The organism is Mesorhizobium sp. M1E.F.Ca.ET.045.02.1.1, assembly GCF_003952485.1.
Taxonomy (GTDB): Bacteria; Pseudomonadota; Alphaproteobacteria; order Rhizobiales; family Rhizobiaceae; genus Mesorhizobium.
In genome coordinates this window covers 3,385,116-3,401,926 of record NZ_CP034447.1, presented here as the reverse complement: position 1 = coordinate 3,401,926, position 16,811 = coordinate 3,385,116, and the positions used below count along the sequence as shown (strand labels likewise).

At 63.3% G+C, this 16,811-nt stretch carries 16 protein-coding genes; 11 read left to right on the top strand and 5 right to left on the bottom strand.

The genetic code is table 11. The features are described from left to right. Positions 1-28 precede the first annotated feature (28 nt). Positions 29-1,564, top strand: a complete 1,536-nt coding sequence (locus EJ070_RS16445) for an MFS transporter (RefSeq protein ID WP_126092307.1) — start codon at positions 29-31, stop codon at positions 1,562-1,564. A 269-nt stretch (positions 1,565-1,833) separates the two neighbouring features. Here the strand turns inward: EJ070_RS16445 and EJ070_RS16440 are convergent, their stop codons facing one another. The 3 genes from EJ070_RS16440 to EJ070_RS16430 all read right to left on the bottom strand — a co-directional run bounded on the left by EJ070_RS16440 (position 1,834) and on the right by EJ070_RS16430 (position 4,096). Further along, positions 1,834-2,064 carry a nuclear transport factor 2 family protein gene (locus tag EJ070_RS16440; RefSeq protein WP_245464899.1) on the bottom strand — a complete coding sequence of 77 codons (231 nt, stop codon included), beginning with the start codon at positions 2,062-2,064 and terminating at the stop codon, positions 1,834-1,836. An 84-nt stretch (positions 2,065-2,148) separates the two neighbouring features. Further along, positions 2,149-2,925, bottom strand: coding sequence for an alpha/beta hydrolase-fold protein (locus tag EJ070_RS16435; RefSeq protein ID WP_126092306.1), 777 nt, complete (start codon positions 2,923-2,925; stop codon positions 2,149-2,151). Positions 2,926-2,929: 4 nt separating this feature from the next. Further along, positions 2,930-4,096: an ATP-grasp domain-containing protein gene (locus tag EJ070_RS16430; RefSeq protein WP_126092305.1), complete on the bottom strand. Its 1,167-nt coding sequence runs from the start codon at positions 4,094-4,096 to the stop codon at positions 2,930-2,932. A gap of 511 nt (positions 4,097-4,607) precedes the next feature. On the opposite strand from EJ070_RS16430, the gene leuA reads away from it, so the two are divergent. The 4 genes from leuA (at position 4,608) to EJ070_RS16405 (ending at position 10,018) form a co-directional block, all read left to right on the top strand. Then, complete coding sequence (gene leuA, locus EJ070_RS16420) at positions 4,608-6,347, top strand: 2-isopropylmalate synthase (protein WP_126092304.1); 1,740 nt, start codon at positions 4,608-4,610, stop codon at positions 6,345-6,347. 194 nt (positions 6,348-6,541) lie between these two features. Then, positions 6,542-8,296, top strand: a complete 1,755-nt coding sequence (locus tag EJ070_RS16415; RefSeq protein WP_126092303.1) for a tetratricopeptide repeat protein — start codon at positions 6,542-6,544, stop codon at positions 8,294-8,296. Positions 8,297-8,526: 230 nt separating this feature from the next. Next, complete coding sequence (locus EJ070_RS16410) at positions 8,527-9,330, top strand: alpha/beta fold hydrolase (RefSeq protein ID WP_126092302.1); 804 nt, start codon at positions 8,527-8,529, stop codon at positions 9,328-9,330. 70 nt (positions 9,331-9,400) lie between these two features. Next, positions 9,401-10,018, top strand: a complete 618-nt coding sequence (locus EJ070_RS16405) for a hypothetical protein (RefSeq protein WP_126092301.1) — start codon at positions 9,401-9,403, stop codon at positions 10,016-10,018. 73 nt (positions 10,019-10,091) lie between these two features. Here EJ070_RS16405 and EJ070_RS16400 read toward each other — a convergent pair whose 3' ends face one another. Continuing rightward, entirely contained in the window at positions 10,092-11,036 is a 945-nt protein-coding gene (locus EJ070_RS16400) for a metallophosphoesterase (RefSeq protein WP_126092300.1), read from the bottom strand. Positions 11,037-11,104: 68 nt separating this feature from the next. On the opposite strand from EJ070_RS16400, the gene EJ070_RS16395 reads away from it, so the two are divergent. Then, entirely contained in the window at positions 11,105-11,608 is a 504-nt protein-coding gene (locus tag EJ070_RS16395) for an NUDIX domain-containing protein (RefSeq protein WP_126092299.1), read from the top strand. Here the strand turns inward: EJ070_RS16395 and EJ070_RS16390 are convergent, their stop codons facing one another. Beyond that, positions 11,609-12,595, bottom strand: a complete 987-nt coding sequence (locus EJ070_RS16390) for a glutathione S-transferase family protein (RefSeq protein ID WP_126092298.1) — start codon at positions 12,593-12,595, stop codon at positions 11,609-11,611. Between the two features lie 300 nt (positions 12,596-12,895). Here EJ070_RS16390 and EJ070_RS16385 point away from each other — a divergent pair, with 300 nt between their 5' ends. The 5 genes from EJ070_RS16385 to EJ070_RS16365 all read left to right on the top strand — a co-directional run bounded on the left by EJ070_RS16385 (position 12,896) and on the right by EJ070_RS16365 (position 16,810). Then, positions 12,896-13,501 (top strand): N-acetyltransferase, encoded by a 606-nt coding sequence (locus EJ070_RS16385; RefSeq protein ID WP_126092297.1) that lies wholly within the window; start codon positions 12,896-12,898, stop codon positions 13,499-13,501. Positions 13,502-13,530: 29 nt separating this feature from the next. Further along, positions 13,531-14,292: a 3-hydroxyacyl-CoA dehydrogenase gene (locus EJ070_RS16380; RefSeq protein ID WP_126092296.1), complete on the top strand. Its 762-nt coding sequence runs from the start codon at positions 13,531-13,533 to the stop codon at positions 14,290-14,292. A gap of 6 nt (positions 14,293-14,298) precedes the next feature. Further along, complete coding sequence (locus EJ070_RS16375) at positions 14,299-15,480, top strand: CaiB/BaiF CoA-transferase family protein (protein WP_126092295.1); 1,182 nt, start codon at positions 14,299-14,301, stop codon at positions 15,478-15,480. Positions 15,481-15,536: 56 nt separating this feature from the next. Next, a complete protein-coding gene (locus EJ070_RS16370; protein WP_126092294.1) occupies positions 15,537-16,298 on the top strand; it encodes a HugZ family protein in 762 nt (253 codons plus the stop codon). A gap of 173 nt (positions 16,299-16,471) precedes the next feature. After that, positions 16,472-16,810: a metalloregulator ArsR/SmtB family transcription factor gene (locus EJ070_RS16365; protein ID WP_126092293.1), complete on the top strand. Its 339-nt coding sequence runs from the start codon at positions 16,472-16,474 to the stop codon at positions 16,808-16,810. The last annotated feature ends 1 nt before the right edge of the window (position 16,811 follow it).

Sequence of the window (16,811 nt, the reverse complement as noted above, 5' to 3'; positions counted from 1 at the left end):
GCAAACCTCGCCTCAGATAGGAAAATCCATGACTTCGATGACCATAACCGGCCCCGCCGGCAGATGGCTTGTGCTGCTGTCGGTCTGTCTTGCCGCCATGACGATGCCGTTGAGTTTCACCGGTCCGGCCGTGGCGCTCTCGCGCATTGCCGCCGATCTCGGCGGCAGTCCGATCGAGCTCAATTGGGTGACGAATGCCTTCATGCTGACCTTCGGCGCCAGCCTGATGGCGGCCGGAGCACTGGCCGACAACCATGGCCGCAGGCGGATCTTCCTCGCTGGCCTCGCCACCTATGTCCTTGCCGCACTGGGCTCCACGCTTGCGCCTGACATCGTCTGGTTCGACATTTTCAGGGCCTTGCAAGGCATAGGCGGTGCTGCCGCCTTCGCCGGTGGCGCTTCTGCGCTTGCCCAGGAATTCGACGGCCAATTGCGGCTGCGCGCCTTCAGCTTCCTCGGTACCAGCTTCGGCATCGGCCTCGCCTTCGGCCCTGTTGCCTCAGGCTTGCTCATCGACGCGTTCGGCTGGCGCGCGATCTTTTTTCTGGTGGCAGCGCTTGCGGTTGCCGCCGCGACCCTCGGCCTGCGCGCCGTCACCGAATCGCGCGACCCGGATGCAACCGGGCTAGACTGGGCGGGAGCCGGCACCTTCACCATCGCGCTTGCCGCGCTGACCTATGGCGTGCTGCAGGCGCCGCAGAACGGCTGGACCGATCCCCTCGTCATTGCGCTGCTTGGTATGGCCGCCGTCTGCCTTGTCGCTTTCGTCATTGTCGAGCGGCGCGTGCGCCGGCCGATGCTGGACCTGACGCTGTTTCGCTTCCCGCGTTTCGTCGGCGTCCAGTTCCTGGCAGCCGCACCTGCCTATGCCTTTGTCGTTCTGCTCGTGCTCTTGCCGATCCGCTTCATCGGCATCGAGGGGATGAGCGAGATCAAGGCGGGGCAGTTGATGATCTGCCTCTCTGGGCCGCTGCTGGTATTGCCGTTGCTTGCCGGCCAGGTGGCACGCTGGATCGCTCCAGCCACGATCTGCGGTGTTGGCCTGCTTGTAGCGGCAGCCGGCCTTGTCTGGCTCGGGCGTGCTCCTGCGGCGGACAGCGCGCTGGTCGCCCCGTTGGTCCTGATCGGCATCGGCATTGCCTTGCCTTGGGGGCTGATGGACGGGCTTGCCGTCAGCGTCGTGCCGAAGGAGCGTGCCGGCATGGCGGTCGGCATCTTCAACACCACCCGCGTCGCTTGCGAGGGCGTGGCGCTGGCGATCGTCATGGCGACGCTGTCGGGCTTCACCGCCGCGCAGCTCGGCACTCAAGGGTTGGCGTCACCCGCAAAAGCGGCCGCGGCAGGGCAGCTTCTGGCAACGGGCAATATCGGTGAAACGGCACGACATCTGCCTATGGCCGATGCCGCTGTCCTCATCCAGGCCTACGAGACGGCCTTCGACCGGCTGCTGGTCGTGCTGGCGACAATCACCGTCCTGACCGCCATCGTCATCTTCCTCGGCCTGCGTCGCGGATCGGCGCCGGAACAAGACGTCGAGCCCCTCTCGGCCTGCCAGGAAGGCTAGACGTCGGCCAAAGCCCGGCGCCCTTCCGGCCTTCTTCGGTGGGCGCCGACCTCGCCGCCACGGGGAAGGCTCAACTGCGACCCTGCTGCTGCCGCGACGTGACGTCCTCTGGTATAAAAAATACTTGACTAGCATACTCATATTTGAGAGCGCGGGAGCGCAATCGAGCGGTCGACTTCCAGGAGAAGTGCGTAGCGGTCTTCCGTGCGGAATTGCGTCAAAACAGAGAGATAGAACGGTTCGCCGTTTCGGTGAAACAGTGAAACGATCTAGCTGATGATCAGGCTCGCGATCCGGTCGCCGTCCAGCGTGAAGGTCATGTCGCCTTCACCATTGAAGCCGTCGCCGGTCACCTTGATGCGCACATGGTAGGCGCCGTCCGATTGCGCGATGCGGACGATATCGAGGCGGGATTGCACGCCGATATTGTCCGACTGGTTCCAGCGCGCGATTTCCCCACGGCTGCGGAAGGGGCGGCCCCAGTCGGTGAGCAGGGGCATCCGCCGTGAAGGTCTCCAGAAAGGCCTCGGTGTCGCCCGAATTGGTGGCTTCGACAAAACGTCGGATCGGGTCGGGCGTGGTCATCAATCGAGCCTATGCATCAGGTCCTCGTCCAGCCAGCGCCCGAAGAAATAGACGAGCTGCTTGTGCCACCACGGCCAGTCGTGGCTGACGTCGCCACCCCAATAGTCGACCCAGGCCGGAATGGATTTGTCGCGCAGCACCTGCTCCAGTTCGCGCGTTTCGACAAGCATGCGCTCTTCCCAGGCGCCCTGCCCGCAGCAGAAGATCAGCCTGAGCGCCCTCAGGCGCCCGAGCAGCCGCTGGTCGACGATGCCCGGCAGATAGTCGAGCGGCGAGTTGTAGAAGATGCTGCCCTCCAGCGCCCGGCCGAAGAAGTCGCGCGTCGAATAGACGCCCGACAGCGAAATCACGCCGCTGGCCAGTTCCGGAAAGCGGAAGACGAAATTCGACGAGTGATAGCCGCCCATCGAGCAGCCGCAGAACAGCGGCTTCAGGATTCGTCCGCCATTGGCCTTGGCGGCAACCGCCTGCAGCTCCGGCAGCGCCTCCTCGCGCACATAGCGGAAATAGGCCTCGTGGCGGGCTATGCGGCTGGCGGGATCGCCATGCTTGTCGAAGAAGGATTCCGAATCGATGCCGTCGAGCGTGAACAGCTGGATGCGGCCGGTGTCGATGAACTCGGCGAGCGCGCCGACGCCGCCCGAATCCTCGAACTGGAAGAAGCGTCCCTGCGAGGTCGGGAACACCACCACCGGCCGCCCGGCATGGCCGTAGCGCTTGTATTCCATGTCGCGGCCGAGATTGCGGGCGTGAGCCTTGTGATAGGAAACGTCCATCGCCTCACGCCTTTTCCGCGTGGATATAGTCGACCGCCTGGCGCAAAGCCTTCTGGTCCTTGGAACGCATCTGGTAGGCGTAGTTGCCCATGGCGCGGCTGAAAACCTCTTCGATGGCCTGATGATGCACGATCTTGTCGCCATGGGCGGCTAGCACGTCCTCATGGCTGTGCAAATAGTCGATGTGACGCTTGCGGCTGGCATAAGCGGTGAAATACTTGCCCTTGTAAGGGCCGCCAGCGGCATCCTTGACCACCATGTCCGCCCATGCGGCATAGACGTCGATGTCGAAGGTGTAGTTGATAGCGTCGGTCATCCAGGCGCCCGGCGGGCGCATGTTGACCTCGAGTGCGATGACGCGATTGTCCCTGGTTTCGAACAGCTCGATGTGGAAGAAGCGCTCGCGCACGTCGAACGCTTTCAGGATCTTGCGGCCCGCCTCCTCGACCTCCGGGCTGATCTCGGGAAAGCAGGTATAGCTCATGTGGCGGTCGCGGTTGACCGCGTCCATGATGCTCTGGTCGTAACGGTGGCTGGCCGCCAGCACGACCTCGCCGTCGCGGTTGACCAGGCCGTCGAAGGTCACCACCAGCCCCTCGATGAACTGCTCCATGACGAAGGTCACACCCTCCGGCTTGTCCCTGAAGAACTGGTCGAGCTCCCTGGCATTGGAGATCTTGAACGTGTTCGAGGCGCCGGAGCCTGAATCCGGCTTGACCACCACCGGATAGCCGACCCGGCGGATGAAGGTCATGGCCCCAGTTCGATCCGAGCATTTGCGTTGCGGAATGGTTTCGACGCCGCTTTTGCGGAAAAAGGCGCGCATGCGGCTCTTGCGCTTCAAATTCTTCACGAAATCGAGCTTGGTGCCGAAGATGTTGAAGTCGGTGCGAATGTTGGCTTCGAGCTCCAGCCAGTGCTCGTTGAGCGACTCGAAGCGGTCGATACGGCCCCATTTGTGGATGAAATGCCCCATCGCCCGGAACACGGCATCGTAATTCTCCATGTCGGCGACGCGGTAATATTCCGAAAGCGCCGCTTTCAACTTGCCGCTCAGCGTCTCATAGGGCGCGTCGCCTATCCCGAGCACGGTGGCGCCGGCTTTCTTCAACCGGTCGCAGAAATCGGCGCCGTTGACCGGAAAATGCGGCGAGAAGAACACGAAATTCATGCACGGCCTCCCCCTGAGATCAGGTCCTCCGAGGCAAATGTGGCGCATTTGCCTGGTGCGGGGAAGAGCCCGCGCCGATGCATGTCACCCAAAAGTGTGCAACGATTTTGGGAAAACGACATGCATAAAACCCAAGGACTTAAAGCGCGTCGCTTGAATCCGTTTCGACGCGGCGCGCTTTGTGCCCGGCCAGACCGGCACTTGCCTCCCAACGGCGGCTCCTGTAAGAGAGCCGGCATGACCACGCGCACCCGCTCCGTCGCTTCTCCTCGCCCCGGCTTCGCCGGCGAGACCGTGCGCGCGCTTGCTTCGACCCTGCTTCTTCTCGGCCTTATCGGCGATCGCCGGGTTCGCTGAAGGAGCGCCCGGCGGTCGGAAACCGCCGCCCGAGGCGCATGCTCCTTGGCCAGAATTTGGCAAAGTCACATCAAGCGAACGAAACTTTGGTAAAGGCGCCGCTCGGCACCAATCCGCCTGAGAGCGATCAGACGAGCCGCCGGGAGAAACGACGATGAACAGAAGAGAAGCAATCCCAGTCGGCGGGGCCGAAACGGACAGTTCCGTGGCCGGCCATATGCCGGATGCCCACCGCAAATATCAACCCTACCCGACGGTCGACCTCGCCGATCGCACCTGGCCGTCCAAGGTCATCGAGAAGGCGCCGATCTGGTGCTCGGTCGACCTGCGCGACGGCAACCAGGCGCTGATCGACCCGATGGGCCATGAGCGCAAGGCGCGCATGTTCGCGCTGCTCATCGACATGGGATTCAAGGAGATCGAGATCGGCTTTCCGTCGGCCTCGCAGACCGACTTCGATTTCGCCCGCTGGTGCATCGAGGAAGGCGGCGTGCCGAACGACGTGTCGCTGCAGGTGCTGGTGCAGTGCCGGCCCGAGCTGATCACGCGGACCTTCGATGCGCTCAAGGACGCGCATCGCCCGATCGTGCATTTCTACAACTCGACCAGCGAGCTGCAGCGCCGTGTCGTCTTCGAGAAAGACGTCGCCGGCATCAAGCGGATCGCCACCGACGCCGCCAAGATGATCACCGACATGGCGGCCAAGGCCGGCGGCGGCTACCGTTTCGAATATTCGCCGGAGAGTTTTACCGGCACCGAGCTCGAGGTCGCGCTGGAGATCTGCAACGCCGTCACCGAGATCGTGAAGCCCACTGCCGACAACAAGCTGATCATCAATCTGCCCTCGACGGTCGAGATGTCGACGCCCAACGTCTATGCCGACCGCATCGAATGGATGTGCCGCAATCTCGACAATCGCGACAATCTGATCATCTCGTTGCATCCGCACAATGATCGCGGCACCGGCATCGCCACCACAGAGCTCGGCCTGATGGCTGGGGCCGATCGCGTCGAAGGCACGCTGTTCGGCAATGGCGAGCGCACCGGCAATGTCGACATCGTGACGCTGGCGCTCAACATGTATACGCAAGGGGTCGATCCCGAGCTGGACTGCTCCGACATAAACCGGATGAAGGACGTCTACGAATATTCGAACCAGCTGAAGATCCCGGAGCGCCACCCCTATGTCGGCGAACTCGTCTACACCGCGTTCTCAGGCTCGCACCAGGACGCCATCAACAAGGGCATCAAGGCGCTGCGCAAGGCCAACACGCCGCTCTGGGAAGTGCCCTATCTGCCGATCGACCCGGCCGATGTCGGACGCACCTATGAGGCGATCATCCGCATCAACTCGCAGTCCGGCAAGGGCGGCATCGCTTATGTGCTGCAGGCCGATTACGGCCTCAACCTGCCGCGCAATTTGCAGATCGAGTTCAGCCAGGACATCCAGGCGATCACCGACGCCGAAGGCAAGGAAGTGCCTGTCAAGCGCATCCACGATCGCTTCATTGAGACCTATGTCGAGCAGCCCGGCGCGCGGCTGAAGTTCCTCGACCATCGCACCTATCCCGACACCGGGGTCAAGGGCAGGCGCATGGTGGAGGCTGAAATCCTCGACAATGGCAAGGAAGTGACCATCACCGGCACCGGCACCGGCCCGATCGACGGTTTCGTCGATGCGCTTTCGCGCCATGTCGGCGTGGAAATGTCGGTGCTCGACTATTCCGAACACTCCTTGCAGCGCGGCTCGAATGCTTCGGCCATCTCCTATGTCGAGATGGAGTATCCGGGCGGCAAGCTGTTCGGCGCCGGCATAAACACCAACATCGTCGCCGCTTCGCTGGAAGCCGTGGTTTCCGCCGCCAACCGCATCCTCGGCCGCAAGGCCGGCTGACCCTCGATCTTCGCGCAGCGCGTTCGCTGGGACGCGCTGCGCTTTAAAAACATGCGCGATTTCCCTGCCATTCATTAACCGGCAGGGAAATTTGCGGTGGCTTACGCGATCGCATAACAGATGTATTCTTGTGCGCCGGCGCGAGCGCTATATGATCACCTACTAACCTGTGCCGACTTCGAAAGGTTCGACACTTGGAGCCTGCCACGCCTGCCGCCCCCGCAGTGCGCGAGACATTGGAGCGACTGCTTGCCAGCGAAACGTTCGGACGCTCCGAACGTGCCCGCCGGCTGTTGCGCTATCTCGTCGAGCGTGAGCAGGCCGGCGAAGGCGACAGGCTGAAGGGCGTTTCCATCGCCATGGATGTCTTCGGCAAGGACGGCGATTTCGACGCGTCGACCGACGCGGTCGTCAGGGTCCAGGCGGGGCGGCTGCGTGAGCTTCTGGACCATTATTTCGCCAACGAGGGCATTGCCGAGCCGGTGCGCATCGCAATTCCGCGCGGTGGCTATGTGCCTTCTTACGAGCTGAATGCAATCCGGCTGTCCGCCGATGCCGGCCAAGCTTCTGCGCTTTCGTCCGAGCATTTCGAGAATGCTGCGCCCGTCGATGCCACGTTGATGCCGCCCCCGGCGACACCCGCATCCGCCCCATCGCTGACGCGCCAATTGCGGTTCTTCTGGGCCGCCATGGTTCTGGTCATCGCCATGCTGGGCGTGCTCGTCATCCGCCAGGGCGATGCCTTTTTCCACGGTGGCGATGCCGCCGCGCCGGTCGAAACGGCAGGTGCGACCGGCAGCGTCACTTCGCAAAAGTTCGACAGCCTGCCTCTGATTTACGTGGCCATCAAGGCCGACGGGCCGGAGGCGGCCCGTGTCGCCTCTTCGCTGCGCGCCGGCCTCGCCGGCTTCGACACCATAGACTTCATCGGACGCGACGCCGATGGGACACGCGATAGTTCCGCCGATCCGATCAGCTTTGTTTTCGAAATTATTCCCGGACCGGTCTCCGGCAACGTCACGGTCGAATTGCAGAGCGTTGCGACCGGACGGGTTCTCCTGTCACGCAATCTGGACCCGATCGAAAGCGCGTCTTCGGCGGTCGAAGGCAATATCGCCAGCCTCCTGACCTCGACCGTCCCCGCTTCGGGCGCGATCTACAGCTATATCGATCAGAGCGACATCCAGACCAGCCAGATCGGATGTCTGGTGCTCGACGACCGCTACTATCTCGACCAGAGCGCCAAGACGCACGAAGCCGCGTATCGCTGCCTGGAGAAGCTGGTCGGCGAAGGCACCAAGTCATCACTCGTTTACTCGGAGCTCGCTTCCCTGCATCTGGAAGCCGTCAACAACCACTACTCCTATCCGGCCGGCGCAACGGTCGAGCAGGCCATGTCGTTTGCACACCGCGCCATCCAGATGGGGCCGATGAGCCCGCACGCGCATCGCGCCTATGGCTACCTCAACTCGCGTCTCGGCAACACGGATGAAGCGATCCGCTGGATGCGCAAGGCTTATGAACTCAACCCCTACGATCTCGGCATGGCCGCCGCCTATGGCTACGGCCTGATCTTCGCCGGCAAATATCAGGAAGGAACGCCGATCCTGGAACATGCCGTCGAAACCTTCAGCGGCCACCCGACCTGGTGGGATTATGGCCTGTTTCTCGGAGCCTTCATGCAAGGCGATACCAAGAGGGCCGCGATCGCCAGCGAATCGCTCAGGACCACGGCGTCAAAATCGCATTACCTGGCCGCACGTCTGATCGGCGCCAAGATTTCAGGCCGCGACAAGCTAGCAAGCGAGCTGGCGGACGAACTGACGGCCGAATTCCCGAAATTCGCAGCCAATCCGCGCGCGACCTTTGTCGACAGGAAGTATCCCGCCGATCTCACCGATCGGCTGGTGCAGTCCTTGCGGGCTGCGGGGATCGGCAACCCAAGCTGAGCGATCGCAAGCCTGTCTCAGCCTCGTCGACCCTATGATGGAATCGATCCTTGGCTGCTCGGATATCGCAAAAATGGCACGAGGACGACCATTAGAGTAAACTAATGAATCAGGTTCATTGCTGATCGCTCCCAGTCGCGAAGAATTTACTGGCTATCGACTCGGCCGGGGAGCAATGCAGCCACCATTTGGAATAACCCGCTTGTTTTGCTTCGCAGCCGATAAATTTCATGCTCCCATCCCTTAATGCCGCCGAGCACGGTGCAGGCTCGAGGACGATCGTCTTGCTGCACGGCTTCGGCAGTTGCCATGAGATATGGCGCGACGTGATTTCCGCATTGCTGCCGGGTGTTAGGGTGCTGGCTTACGACCTGCCGGGCCATGGAAACTCGTTGGAGTGCGACGGAAATGGCGGCGCCAAGCCGGCAGCACGGGCCATCCTCGCGGATCTTTCTGATCGCCGGCTGGGCAAGGTCCACCTCGTTGGCCATTCCATGGGCGGTGCGATCGCAACGTTGATGGCGCTGGCCGAACCCGAAAGGGTTGCCTCGCTGACCTTGCTGGCGCCCGGCGGCTTCGGACCCGAAATCAACGGTCCGCTGCTGCGCCGCTATGCCGCCGCAGCCGACAGGAACGAGATTCATGCTTGTCTTGCCGCCATGTCGGGGTCGGGGAGCTTGCCGCCCGGACACGTGGTGGAGGCGCTTTTCCGCATGCGTCAAAGGCCAGGCCAGTTGCAGATCCTTGTCGATACGGCAGCCATGATGACCAAGGACGACCGGCAAGGTGTCATACCGGGCGAACGGCTGGAGACCTTGGGCATGCCGGTGATGGTGGTTTGGGGAACGGACGATCCCGTCCTGCCCGTCGACCAGGCCGAAGGCCTGCCGGCGCATTTCCGCCTGCATCACGTGTTGAAAGCAGGCCATATGCTGGTCGAGGAAGCTCCTGACCTGATTGCAGAGGTCGTGCGCCGCAACACGCGGCGCCGCGGCAGACGCCCGCGGCCCGCATTCGGCGCGGAAGCGAGCTGAGCCCCATCTCGCAGTGCATTTTGCCGGCGACTGTGTTAACTCGCTGTTAACCAACAGTGAGGCAGCCGCCATGATGGATGCAGGCGACAAAATCACCCCGATCGAACCGTCGCAAAAGCTGGCGGATGCCATCCGTGACGTCAAGAACGCCTTCGCCGACCGCGACGACGTGGTGGTCGACATGCGCGAGGCGCACCGCATGCGGCTCGACTTGATGGCCGCCGAACTCGCCCCCGTCTTCGCCGGTGTGCCGACCGACATGGACAATTTCGACTTCGCCGTCTCGTCGGGCCTGCAGCCGCGACTGTGGATCGATGCCGTCAGCCACGTCGCCATGGGGCGCGACCGCCGCACCTACCGCTTCCTCAAGGACACGCGCATCGGCCGCGTCGTGCTGGCTGAATCGACCGATATGAAGCTCGTTGCGGATGCCGTCACGCGTTACGTGGCCGAGCGTGTCGTCGAGCGGCAGCGGATGATGGAAGGTGCGGTCGAGAGCGCCGTGCCTGGCCTGCATCGTGCCGATGTCCAGGAAGCAGAGCCACCCTTGCAATCCGCAACGCGCCGCAACGGCTGGACGACCTTCTTCGCCGGCCTCGGCTTGATCGCCGCCGGCGCGCTGGTGGGCCTGGCGGTATCGCTCGTGCTTTTCTGGGATCGCATCGCCCAGATGAAGATCAGCTTCTGACGCGGGCATGACCCCGAAAAGTGTTTTCGGAAAAGATCATGCTCGAACAAACAGACAGAGCCCCGTCCCGATTTCATCGGGATGGAACAGGCTCCAGTTCACGCGCCGCCGCTATGCCGGCGCCCAATTCGATCACCTGAAGATCCGACGGCGGCAATGCCGGCCCGGTCAGGCCGCGCCGCGTCAGGCGGATGCCCCAATCACCTTTTTCGCCATCGATTTCGAACAGATTGTATTGCGCCGCCGGGTGCTTGCCGCCGGGCGCCTGGCCGGCGGCGGCCACGCCGACCACCGGCACCTTGGCGCCGCGCGGGCCGATGGTGAACAGCGACGGCAGGTGCGAGTGACCGTGCAGGACGAGCTCGGCGCCATGCCGGCGAACGACCTTGTGGAAGCGCGCGATGCCGAAGAGCCGCTTATGCTGCGAGACCGCGCCGCGCACCGGCGGATGGTGGATCATGATGGCGCGAAACAGCCCCTGCTTGGCCATGGCGTCCAGGATCTTGCCGAGCCGCTCCGCTTGGCCCTCCATGAAGAAGCCGTTGGCCATGAAGGGCGCCGTGGCTCGCGCCGTCGTGACGCCGATCAGCGCGACGTTGCCGCGCACGCGCAGATAGGGAAAGGAATTGCGGTCGACCGGACTGTTGACGCCGTCGCCCGTCATCCACGGCGCCCAGGACCGACAAACCTTGTCGAAGGCGCCCGGCACATAGGCATCGTGATTGCCTGGCACCACGGACACGTCGTCCGGAGGGCCAAGCGTTTCCAGCCAGTGCTTCGCCATCTCGATCTCGCCGTCGAGCGCCAGGTTGACGAGATCGCCGGTGACGGCGAGATGATCGGGCGCGTTGGCCTTGATGTCGGCCACGATCGTGTCGATGACCGCATCATGCATATGCCGGCGGCGGTTGCGCTGCCAATTGACGTAACCCAGCACGCGCTTGGATGCGAGGTCGCGATAGGTTACATCGGGCAGCGGCCCCAGATGGACATCGGAAATATGCGCGAGCCTGAACATAGTCCCTTCTTAAGCGAGGCAGCGCAGGCTTTCCACTCACCGTTTGCTGTTCGCTTGGCGATTGCCGGATGACCGGCTCGCCCGACCCGGAAGAGGTGTTCCGCCAGACCGGCTGGCCGGGGCTGCGGGCAAGGCTGTTTCATTTCTATTTCCTGCTGCGCCGCCCGATGACGCTTGGCGTGCGCGGCCTGATTTATGACCGAGCCTCCAACTCCGTCTTCCTCATTCGCCATACCTATGTCCCGGGCTGGCAACTGCCAGGCGGCGGCGTCGAGAGTGGCGAGACGCTCCTTGAGGCGCTGGCACGCGAACTGGCCGAGGAGGGCAACATCGCGCTGACGGCCCCGCCGGTGTTGAAATCGATGCATTTCAACCGCCGCTCCAGCCGCCGTGACCATGTCGGGCTCTATCTGGTCGAGGCCTTCAGCCAGACCGTGCCGAAGCTGCCTGACCATGAGATCGCCGAGGCGGGATTCTTTCCGCTAGATTGTCTGCCGGATAGTACCACTCCGGCGACACTGCGGCGCATTGGGGAGATTTTCGGCGATGAGCCCCCATCGCCTCATTGGTAGCTACGCCGCCTTCCTGAACCTGCCGCGATCGTGCGGCGCGGCATAGTCGAGCTCCGGCCCCACGGGGATGATTCCGGTCGGATTGATCGATTTGTGGCTGCCGTAATAGTGCGACTTGATGTGGTGCAGGTTCACCGTGCCTGAGACGCCGGGCACCTGGTAGAGGTCGCGCAGATAGTTCGACAGGTTCGGATAGTCGGCGATACGGCGCAGATTGCATTTGAAGTGGCCGACATAGACCGGATCGAAACGCACCAGCGTGGTGAAAAGCCGCCAGTCGGCCTCGGTGATGCGCTCGCCGACCAGATAGCGCTGCTTCGACAGCCGCTCCTCGATTGCATCAAGCGCCGCGAACAATTCGCCGAACGCCTCCTCATAGGCCTCCTGCGTGGTGGCGAAGCCGGTGCGATAAACGCCGTTGTTGATCGCCGGATAGACGAGCGCGTTGATCTTGTCGATCTCGGGACGCATTGCCTTCGGATAGAAGTCGAGGTTCGCATCGCCCCACTCGTCGAAAGCGGAATTGAACATCCGGATGATCTCGGAAGACTCGTTGTTGACGATGGTTCCCTGTTTCTTGTCCCACAGCACTGGCACCGTCACTCGGCCCGAATAGGCGGGATCGGCCTTGGCATAGATCTGGTGAAGGTAATCGAGGCCGTAGAGCGTATCGCCGGTGGCGCCGTCTTCTGCCTTGAATGTCCAGCCGTTCTCGCCCATGAAATGATGCACCACCGAAACGGAGATGATGCCTTCCAGCTTCTTCAAGGCACGGAAAATCAGCGTCCGGTGCGCCCATGGGCAGGCGAGCGAAACGTAAAGATGATAGCGGCCAGGCTCTGCCTTGAAGCCGCGCTTGGCGCCCTCCGCCGGCGCGCCGTCGCGCGTCACCCAGTCGCGCCACAGTGATTCCTTCCGTACAAACCTGCCGCTGCTGTCGGTAACGCGCGACAGGTCCTGCCATTTGCCTTCAATCAGCAATCCCATGCGAAATCTCCTGCGCGTCCTAAGTCCTAAGAAGATTTAGGCGCGTTGCCAAAATGTCGAAACCCTCTGGCGCTGAACAGTTCGTCAAACGACGAAACCAGATTGTCAAGCGGCGGAAAAAAAAGGTCAAAAGCGCCGATTGCAGGCGAACAAAATTGGTGCTAGCGGAGGCGCTCATGTTCGACTTTGCCTCGATCCGGTTCGACCGACGACGAAAGGACGCCCGCGCTTGATGAAGCGCTGACTGGCGAACGCTGCCGCTTGCAGCAAACCTTCCTCGTATACCGGAACGCAAAGACCATGAGCCTTGCCGACGTGAAATACCTGCCGGAAACCCCGGCGCACGATGCTGAAATTGAAGCCATCAACGACGAGGCCTTCGGGCCCGGCCGTTTTGTGCTTGCCGCCTACAAGATCCGCGAAGCCGGCGGACATGACCGCTCGATGTCCTTTGTCGCCATCGAGGATGGCACGGTGATCGCCTCGGTGCGCATGACGCGCGTCGCCGCCGGCGCCGGCCGCGCCATGATGCTCGGCCCGCTTGCCGTACGCCCCGCCTTCAAGAACCTCGGCATCGGCCGCAGGCTGGTCGCCATCGCGCTCGAGGCCGCCGCGAAGGCCGGAGCGCCGGCCGTGATGCTGGTCGGCGACGAGCCTTACTACGGGCCGCTCGGCTTCAAGCGGTTTCCGCGCGGCCAGATCACCATGCCTCGCCCCGTCGATCTCGACCGGCTGCTTCACCATGAAATCAAGCCGGGCGCCGTGGCCCGCTTCGTCGGTGAGGTCTGCCATGCGGATACGGCGCGGGTCGCGGACCTCGCCCCGGCCGCGGTCAGGGCGCCGGCTAGTCCGCAAGTCTCGATCGATCCGGTCATTCAGGTTGCGCCCCAGCAGCGTGCTTCGTAGCATGATCCGAATTTTGGGAGGACGCCCGCATGAACCCGAACGGCCAGATCGCGATCGTCACCGGCGGCGGGTCTGGCCTCGGCGAGGCGACGGCGCGCGCCCTTGCCGCCAGGGGCGCCAAGGTTGCGATACTCGATGTCGGCGTTGACCGCGCGGCGAAGGTGGCGGCCGACATCGGCGGCATCGCCGTTCAGTGCGATGTCAGCAGCGGCGACAGCGGCACCGCCGCGATCGCCGAGGTTGCGAAGGAACTCGGCGAGCCGCGCATTCTGGTCAATTGCGCCGGCATTGCCATCGGCGTGAAGACGGTGGGCAAGGACGGTCCGCACCCGCTCGACCAGTACCGCAAGGTGATCGAGATCAACCTGATCGGCACCTTCAACATGATCCGCCTTGTCGCCGACCGCGCGGCGAAACTCGATCCGCTCGCCGGCGGCGAGCGCGGCGTCATCGTCAACACGGCGTCGGTCGCGGCCTATGACGGCCAGATCGGCCAGGCCGCTTATTCGGCCTCCAAGGGCGGCGTGGTCGGCATGACGCTGCCGGTGGCGCGCGATCTCGCCCGGTCCGGCATTCGCGTCTGCACCATTGCCCCGGGCATCTTCAAGACGCCGATGATGGCCGGCATGCCGCAGGAGGTGCAGGATTCGCTTGGCGCCTCGGTGCCCTTCCCGCCCCGCCTCGGCGAGCCTTCGGAATATGCGGCGCTTGCGCTCCACATTATCGAGAACCAGATGCTGAACGGCGAGACGATCCGCCTCGACGGCGCCATCCGCATGGCGCCGAAATAGAAGGGAATGACCACGTCGCGGACAGGCGCCTCCCCCGTCAAGGCAGGACCGCTGGCGGGTCTCAAGGTAATCGAGATGGCGGGCCTCGGCCCGGTGCCGCTCGCCGCCCTGATGCTGTCGGAAATGGGCGCCGACGTGCTGCGCATCGAACGGGCGGACGCGAAGGAGCCGCCCCTGCCCTTGCCGGAAGCATACGACCTCGATCGTCACGGCCGCTCCATCCTCGAGCTCGACCTGAAGCGTCCGGATGGCGCGGAGCTTCTGCTGCGCCTTGCGGAAAAGGCCGACATCCTCGTCGAGGGCTTCCGCCCCGGCGTCATGGAACGGCTGGGCCTCGGACCCGACGTCGTGCTCGAACGCAATCCGGCGCTGATCTATGGCCGCCTGACGGGCTTCGGCCAGGGTGGACCGCTCTCGCGTCGCGCCGGCCATGACATTACCTACCTCGCCTATGCCGGCCTGCTGCATGCCATCGGCAGGCAGGGAGCCCCGCCCGTGCCACCGCTCAATCTCGTCGCCGACCAGGGTGGTGGCGCCATGATGTTGATCGCCGGCGTGCTGGCCGCTCTCTTCCAGCGCTCGCGCACCGGCAAGGGCCAGGTGATCGATGCTGCGATGGTCGAGGGCGCATCAATGCTGGCGGCTCCGATCCACGCCTACATGGCGGCGGGTCTGTGGAGCGACAGTCGCGGCGATAACCTGCTCGATTCCGGCGCGCCCTTCTACGACGCCTATGAAACCGCGGACGGCCGGCATGTCGCCATCGGCTGCCTGGAGCCCCATTTTTTTGCCGAATTCGCCAGGCTGCTGCCGCTCGACCAGCGCTTTGTCGGCAGCCAATATGACAGGACATTGTGGCCCGAGATGCGCGCCGCCATAGCCGACAGGATCGGAGAGAAGACGCGCGACGAATGGGCCGACGTCTTCGCCGCGACCGATGCCTGCGTCGCGCCGGTTCTTTCCCTGACCGAGGCCAGGGGTAACTCTCACAATCGCGCAAGGCAAAGCTTCGTGAGGTCCGACCGGTTCGAGCGTCCTGCCCCTTCGCCACGTTTCTCGCAGGCCTCCCAGACCCTTGCCGCGGCGCCAACCGCTGCAGACCGTCAGCCGGCAAGCGTGCTGGCACGCTTCGGCATGGACGAAAGTGAAATCGAAGCCCTTGTCATGTCCGGCCTGTTTGACCGATAACCGGAGAACAGAAATCAACTTATCCTGAAAGTGTTTCGACCAAAAAGGTGAGCGCTTTGACCGAGACCAGGAAGGATGTCATCCGCGAGACCGATGCCGAGGCCGTCAGGCTGGCGAAGACGCTGATCCGCTCGGCCCGATTTGGCGCGCTGGCGGTGATCGAGCCTGGCACGGGCGCGCCGCTGGCAAGTCGGGTCGGCACGGCGACCGACATAGACGGCGCGCCGCTCATCCTCGTCTCGATGCTGGCCGCGCATACCGGCGCGCTTCTCGCCGATCCGCGCTGCTCGCTTCTGCTTGGCGAACCCGGCAAGGGGGATCCGCTCGCGCACCCGCGTATAACGCTGGCGTGCCAGGCGCTGCGGCTGGACCGTGGATCGGCCGAGCACCTTCGCGCCGAACGGCGCTACCTCAACAGCAACCCGAAAGCGAAGCTCTATGCCGGGCTTGGCGACTTCTCGATATTCCGGCTCGAGCCCGAACGCGCCAGCCTGAATGGCGGCTTCGGCAAGGCCTATCTTCTCGATCGCGCCGACCTGATCACCAGCGGCCCGGTCGTCGAGGAGCTCGCGGCTGGCGAGCAGTCCGCGCTTGACCACATGAACGCCGACCATCGCGATGCGATTGCCATTTATGCCCACCATTTCGGCCGAGCCGAAGGCGATGGCTGGATTGCGACGGGTTTCGATCCGGACGGCATGGACCTGGCTTCTGCGGATGGCGCCTGCAGGGTCTTCTTTCCGCAGCCTCTCACCGCTGCCCGCGAGTTGCGGGCCGTTCTGATCGAGATGGCAAAGGCTGGACGCGCCGCCGGCTAGACACGGCAACGAAAGTTAATCGCCTCAGCTCAAAAGCAACTCTTGAGATTTAGATAAAATGATCTACCTTTCGTTGTAGCGCTGATTCAGCGGCGCTTCCTGACCTGAACATTGTGGAATCAGCCACCATTGCCCCCATGGTGACTGGATGAGCCAGAAAACATGGGGGATCTATGATCTCGAGCAAGCTAGTCGCCAATGCCGAATCGGCTGCAGCGTTTCTGATGCTCATGGGCAATGAAAAGCGGCTGCTGATCGTGAGCTACCTGATCGACGGCGAAATGTCGGTCGGTGCCATCGCCGAAAAAGTTCAGCTGAGCCAGTCCGCTCTGTCGCAGCATCTGGCCAAGCTGAGAGCGCTCGATCTCGTCGAGACGCGTCGCGATCGCCAGATGATCTACTATTCCTGCAAGTCCGACGCCGTGCGCGAGCTGCTTCGCATGCTGGAAGGCATTTTCGGCGACGGCGACCTGTCCCAGATGGCCTATAAGATGCGCCGCGCCGGGTCTTGAC